Here is a 5,936-nt window from a genome sequence, read left to right as displayed (position 1 = left end):
CAGAGCGCGGTGCACGGCGGCGAGACCCTCGTGGAGCTGTCGGTACAGGGGCGCAGCGAAACGGCCGTCGTGCTGGAGGCGCTGCGCGTGCGGGTGGTCGGCCGTGCGGCGCCGGTCAAGGGCAACGCCTATGCCATGGGCCCGGGCTGCGGCGGCGCGGTCACTCCCCGGTACTTCAGCGTGGACCTGGACAAGGACCGCCCCATCGCCCGCTCGGTCCGCGGGAACGACACCGGCACGCCGATCCCGGCCGTCCGCATGCCCTNNACGGCCGGGACCAGCTCGTGCGACTGCCGCTGGTACCTGGAGCTGGACTGGTCCTCCCAGGGCCGCACGGGCACGGTGCGCATCGACGACGACGGCCGCCCGTTCCGCACCAGCGCCCTCAAGGGCCTGCCCCGGTACCTGTACGACACCTCACAACGCCGGTGGGGGACCTACAGCTGACCTACAACTGGCCTACGCCTGAGGACGGCGCACGCGGAAGCGCAGCATGGCGACCCCGCCCGACCGGGCGTCGCCGAGCGGCTCCAGGTCGATCCGGTCGAGGCCCGGCGGCGCGAAGCGGACACCGTCGCCGAGCAGCACCGGCAGCACGTACNNGGCCGTGGCCACGGCCTCCTCGATGTCGCAGGTGAGGAAGGTGACGTGGGGGTCCGGCTCGTCGGGCGGGCGATGGGTGAGGACGAACTGCGCCCCGCCGTCGTAGGCGGTGTTCTCGTCGGACATGCGCTTGCCGACCTCGTACGTGCCCCGGCCGATGAGCATGGCGCCCGTGGCCGCCATGACCTCAGGGAACGTCGCCGCCGTCATGTGCTCGAAGATCCAGTCCATGCTGTGGCCGGGACCGGCGATGAACCCGTCCAGGGACATCACCCTGTTCACGACCACGTTGCCGGTGCTCGCTTCCGTCATGCGTCTTCTCCAAGCAGATGGAGGGCGTCGGACCCCGCGAGCCGCACGGCAGGGTGGTTCTGGGTCCACCCCGGCAGGGGGTGCTGGACCACTGGTGGGGCGAACGGGCCGTTCATAGCGTCGAGTTCATGATGGATGACACGAACGGAGAACGAAAAGGCGCCACTCGGCGGACGGCGCTGCGCGGACTGGGACTCGCGGTGGGGGGCGCGGCGCTGGCCACCGGGCTCGGACCGTCGCCGGCCGCGGCGGACCCGCGTCGCGGGCCCGGAACCTACGTGCTGGTGCACGGTACCCACAGCGCGGGCGCGTTCTGGACGCCGATCGCGCGGGAACTGGCGCTGCGCGGCCACCGCGTCGTCATGGTGGACCAGCCGGGGCACGGCGCGGAGGCTTTCGTGGCGGAGTCGTACCAGCGGCAGGACCTCACGGCGATGGCGGTCGAGCCCTCCCCGCTGAAGGGCCTCGGGCTGGACGACTACGAGGCGCGCGTCACGGGCATCGTGCGGCGGGCCGCACGGAACGGCCCGGTGGTGCTGGTCGGGCACAGCCTGGGCGGCGTGTCGGTCAGCCGGGTCGGCGATGCCGTCCCGCACCTGCTTCACCACATCTGCTACATGGCGGCCTTCTGTCCCAGCCGCGTCCTGCCCACGGCGGACGCCTGCACGGCGGCACCCGAGAACGCGGACGCCGTCAGCCGGGAGCTGACGGTGGGTGACCCGGACCGGCTCGGGGTACTGCGACTGAACTTCCGTACGGGTGTCAGCGGTGAGTTGGCCCTCCTGAAGGAGATGATCTGCGCGGACCACCCCGACGCCGACTTCCGCCGGATGCTGGCCGGGATGCAGACCGACGAGCCCGTCGCCGCCTATGCGGGCCGAGCGGTCGGCCGGGCCGGAAGGTGGGGGCGCATTCCCCGCACGTACCTGCGTTTCGGCAGGGACCGTACGATCGCCACCGCGCTCCAGGACAGGATGATCGCGGAAGCCGACGCGCCCACACCCGGCAACCGCTTCCGCGTCCACGACTTCCCCGGGGCGTCGCACGTCGGCCCTCTGGACCCCACCCCGATCGCGGACGTCCTGGACACGCTCGCGGGGCAATACAGCTAGGCCGTGTGTCGAAAGTAGATCTTGGGCTGTGAATGATCACGGTTCATGGGTCGGGGAGATCTCACGGACGAGCAGTGGGCGGTGCTGGAGCCGTTGTTGCCGAAGGGCACGAAAGCGGGGCGGCCGCCCGTCTGGTCCCGTCGGCGGTTGATCGACGGCATACTGTTTCGGGTCCGGACCGGTGTTCCGTGGCGGGATGTGCCCGTGGAGTACGGGCCGTGGGGCCGGGTCTACGACCTGTTCCGTCGGTGGCAGCGTAACGGCACCTGGCATCGGATCCTGACCCGGCTGCAGTCCCTGGCCGACACGAAGGGGGCCATCACGTGGGACCTGAGCGTCGACTCCACGGTGTGCCGCGTCCATCAGCACGCGGCCGGGGCCCGCAAGCAGGGTGACCTGCAGAAGGAACCGCCGGGCGGTGTGTTCACCGAGCCCGATGACCACGGACTGGGACGCTCACGCGGCGGGTTCACCACCAAGCTGCACCTGGCCGTCGAACAGGGCCAGAAGCCCATGGTGATCGTGATCACGGCCGGGCAGCGCGGCGACTCGCCGCAGTTCGGACCGGTGCTGGAAAAAGTCCGCGTGCCCCGCATCGGGCCGGGCCGGCCACGCGTTCGCCCTAACCGTGTGCGGGCCGACAGAGCCCACGCCTCCCGCAAGAACCGTGCCTACCTGCGGCGCCGAGGAATCCGATGCACCATCCCCGACAAGGCTGACCAGGCACGCAACCGGCAGAAGCTCGGCTCGCGCGGCGGTCGGCCTCCGCGTTTCGACCCGGCCGACTACTGCGAGCGCCATGCGATCGAGTGCGGGATCAACCGTCTCAAGCGACATCGCGCGGTCGCCACGAGATACGACAAGCTTGCCGTCCGCTATGAGGCCATCGTGCTGGTCGCGGCCATCGGAAAGTGGCTGCGACCAGCACCCTGGCGCCCCTTGCCCACACAGGCTGGCCGACTCAGACGAGGTGCTTGCTGAAGAACTCGACCAGCTTGGCGACGGCAGGAGTCACGTACTCGTCGCGGTCGTACAGGTCGACGTGGGTGGCGCCCTCGACGAGGAACAGTTCGGCGTTGCCGGGGCTGTCGGCAACGGCCTTCTCGGAGAACCCGCGGGTCACCGCGTCGGTACCGGCGATCATGAGTAGCGGGCGAGGCGCGATCTTGGCGACGTCGGCGAAGGAGTCGAACTGGTCGAGGAGCTCCGCGCTGCGCACGACCATGTCGCCGGTGGAGCGCGGGTGCCTGCCACGAGGCGTCTTGTAGTAGTCGACGAACTCGGCCGTCGGGGCAGGGGTGTCGGCGTCAGCCGTCTCCGGCAGCACGGCGAACGTCGCCGCGGGCTCGCCGGCGGCCTCGGCGCTGCGGAGGTTTCCGGAGTTCGCCACCATCCGCTGCCAGCCCTCGGGGTCGGCGCCGCGGAAGAAGCTGGGAACATCCGTCCCGGACACACCGGCCACAGCCTTCATCCGGTGGTCGGTCTGAGCGGCGTAGGGCACGTAGGCGCCGGAGCCGCACACGCCCATCACACCGATGCGGTCGGGATCGATCTCGGGGCGGGTGGTGAGGTAGGAGACCGCCGCACGGAAGTCCTCGGCACGCTGGAAGGGGTCCTCCAGAGCGCGGGGCATGCCCTGGGACTCGCCCTGAAAGGCGGCGTCGAAGGTCAGGACGGCAAATCCCTCGTTGACCAGGCGTGTCGCGTACGCCGCCGGCGCCTGCTCCTTGACACCGGTCGTGGGGTGGCCGACGACGATGGCGGCGAGCGGTCCGTCGACCCCGTCGGGGAGGTACAGGTGGCCGGCGAGCTGCAGGCCGTTGGTCGGGAAGCGGACGTCAGTCCTCATGTTCTGCTCCTGCGGGATGTGGGTGGCCGGCGATCTGCGGGCCTTGCCCACTGTCCGGCCGATGGCCCGGCGCGGGAAGGTCGCGTTGCTTCCTAGGAAGGATCTTTCCCAGGCAGGGCCTTCTCCCCGGTGCCATGCTGAGGGAATGACTGGTTCCGCCCACCTTCGTGAGCTCGGTGAGTTCCTCAAACACCGCCGTGGCCAACTCACACCCGCGCAGGTGGGGCTCCCTGAGCGCGCGCACACTCAGCGCCGAGTGCAAGGGCTGCGCCGCGAGGAGGTGGCCGAGCTCGCCGCGATCAGCACCGACTACTACGTACGCATCGAACAGGGCCGACTCGCACCGTCACCGCCGGTGCTCGACTCCCTCGCGCGGGAGCTGCGGCTCAACGGTGACCAGAGGACGTACGTGGAAGGACTGGTCGCCCAGGCCGCACGGGCCGGGCACCGCAAGACGCCGCGTCGGTCCGCCCGCCCCAAAGCACACCAGCACCTGACCCGGCTGCTCACCCAGCTCACCGGCACACCCGCCATCGTCTTCGGCCCGCGACTCGACATCCTCGCGTGGAACCCGCTGGCGGCGGAGCTGCTGTGCGACTTCGCAGCCGTGCCCGAGCCCGAGCGCAACTACGTCCGCATGGTCTTCACCGACCCGGTGATGCGCGACATCTACCCGGATTGGGAGGACGTGGCCCGCACCTGCGTCGAGGTCCTGCGCATGGAGGCCGGAACGAACCCGACCGACCCGGCCCTCACCGCCCTCGTGGGCGAGCTGGCCGTCGCCGACCAGCACTTCCGGGCCTGGTGGGCCGAGCACCGCGTCGCACACCAGGACTTCGGCAGCAAACGCATCTCGCACCCCACCGTCGGCGAACTCACCCTCGACTGGGACACTTTCCGCTACGCGGGTGCCCCGGAACAGCAGCTCGTGCTCTGGTCGGCCGAACCGGGCACCTCGGACGCGCAACGACTGGCCGCTCTGACCCGCAGCACGGCCCAGAGCCCGTGACCTTCCTGAGCATCACTGCAACTGAAACGTTCGAGGAGCGATGGGCCAGCGCCACTTACGAAACAGGCCCTAGGTGTATTGGCCCGCAGGGTTGTTGACGCGGGTGATGGGTGGTTGGCCGTCGAGTGCGGTGTGGCAGCGGTGGTGGTTGTAGGTGTGCAGGAAGTCTGCCAGGGCCGCTGTCCGCTCGTCGTTTGAGGTGTAGGGCCTCAGGTAGGCCCATTCGTCGAGCAGGGTGCGGTTGAAGCGTTCGACCTTGCCGTTGGTCTGGGGCCGGTAGGCGCGGGTCAGCTTGCCCCTCGCGTCGAGGTCGGCCAGGGCCTGCTGCCAGGCGAGGCTCTTGCGGTAGGGCCAGGCGTTGTCGGTCAGGACCCGCTCGATGCGGTCGATGCCGTGTGCGGTGAAGAAGGCTGCGGCCCGGCGCAGGAAGGCGGCGCAGGTGGCGGCCTTCTCGTCCGTGTGGATCTCGCTGTAGGCGAGGCGGGTGTGGTCGTCGACGGCGGAGTGGACGTAGTCGAAGCCCATGCTGCTGCGCCGGGCGCGGCCGGCCTGGCGGCCCAGGACTTTGTGGCCGCCGCCGTCGGGGATGCGGCCGAGTTTCTTGACGTCGACGTGGATGAGTTCGCCGGGCCGCTCGCGCTCAAAGCGGCGGATCACTTGGCCGGTGGGCCGGTCCAGGAAGGCCAGGCGGTTCAGGCCGTGCCGGGCAAGGATGCGGTGCACGGTGGAGGCGGGCAGGCCCAGGATCGGGCCGATGCGGGCCGGTCCCAGCTTGCGGTCCGTGCGCAGTCGGCAGACCCGCGCCTCGGTGGCGGCTGCGGTCCGGTGCGGTGTCCTGCCCGGGCTGCTGGAACGGTCGAGGAGTCCGCTTTCGCCCTCCAACCGCCAGCGCCGGATCCATTTGTGGGCCGTGGGGCGGGAGATGCCCATCTCCGCGGCGACATGCGCGACGGGACGGCCGGCGCGAACCCGTTCGACCAGCAGCCGCCTGCCGTGAACGGTCAGCCGGGCATTACGGTGGGACATGAAGGCCTCCGTGCGGTGAAGATTC

General features: G+C 70.3%; 6 protein-coding genes and 2 pseudogenes. 5 read left to right on the top strand and 3 right to left on the bottom strand.

Translation table 11 applies throughout. From position 1 onward, the window contains the following. Both AOK03_RS44110 and AOK03_RS44105 read left to right on the top strand, forming a co-directional pair. Positions 1-265, top strand: a pseudogene (locus AOK03_RS44110) (transcriptional regulator); the annotation flags it as partial. Positions 266-267: 2 nt separating this feature from the next. Further along, positions 268-447: pseudogene (locus AOK03_RS44105) on the top strand (transcriptional regulator); the annotation flags it as partial. Between the two features lie 156 nt (positions 448-603). Here AOK03_RS44105 and AOK03_RS19935 read toward each other — a convergent pair. After that, on the bottom strand, positions 604-915 hold a 312-nt coding region (locus tag AOK03_RS19935), incomplete at its 3' end, for a dihydrofolate reductase family protein (RefSeq protein ID WP_244177671.1). 200 nt (positions 916-1,115) lie between these two features. Between AOK03_RS19935 and AOK03_RS19930 the strand changes: the two genes are divergently transcribed. Together AOK03_RS19930 and AOK03_RS19925 are read left to right on the top strand one after the other, a co-directional pair. Next, positions 1,116-2,027 carry an alpha/beta fold hydrolase gene (locus AOK03_RS19930; protein WP_208609560.1) on the top strand — a complete coding sequence of 304 codons (912 nt, stop codon included), beginning with the start codon at positions 1,116-1,118 and terminating at the stop codon, positions 2,025-2,027. Between the two features lie 45 nt (positions 2,028-2,072). After that, positions 2,073-3,008 (top strand): IS5 family transposase, encoded by a 936-nt coding sequence (locus tag AOK03_RS19925; RefSeq protein WP_063792529.1) that lies wholly within the window; start codon positions 2,073-2,075, stop codon positions 3,006-3,008. Here the strand turns inward: AOK03_RS19925 and AOK03_RS19920 are convergent. Then, complete coding sequence (locus AOK03_RS19920) at positions 2,989-3,876, bottom strand: alpha/beta hydrolase (protein WP_055566664.1); 888 nt, start codon at positions 3,874-3,876, stop codon at positions 2,989-2,991. The two genes, AOK03_RS19925 and AOK03_RS19920, sit on opposite strands and share 20 nt — an antisense overlap. A 145-nt stretch (positions 3,877-4,021) precedes the next feature. Between AOK03_RS19920 and AOK03_RS19915 the strand changes: the two genes are divergently transcribed. Further along, positions 4,022-4,885: a helix-turn-helix domain-containing protein gene (locus tag AOK03_RS19915; protein ID WP_055566663.1), complete on the top strand. Its 864-nt coding sequence runs from the start codon at positions 4,022-4,024 to the stop codon at positions 4,883-4,885. Positions 4,886-4,954: 69 nt separating this feature from the next. On the opposite strand, the gene AOK03_RS19910 is transcribed toward AOK03_RS19915, so the two are convergent. Further along, on the bottom strand, positions 4,955-5,911 hold the full coding sequence (locus tag AOK03_RS19910; RefSeq protein ID WP_055566666.1) for an IS481 family transposase: 957 nt from the start codon (positions 5,909-5,911) through the stop codon (positions 4,955-4,957). Positions 5,912-5,936 lie beyond the last annotated feature (25 nt).

Source organism: Streptomyces atriruber (assembly GCF_001418325.1).
In the GTDB taxonomy this organism is placed as follows: Bacteria; Actinomycetota; Actinomycetes; order Streptomycetales; family Streptomycetaceae; genus Streptomyces; species Streptomyces atriruber.
Note: the sequence above shows the minus strand (reverse complement) of the source record. Positions and strands in the feature narration are given on the sequence as shown.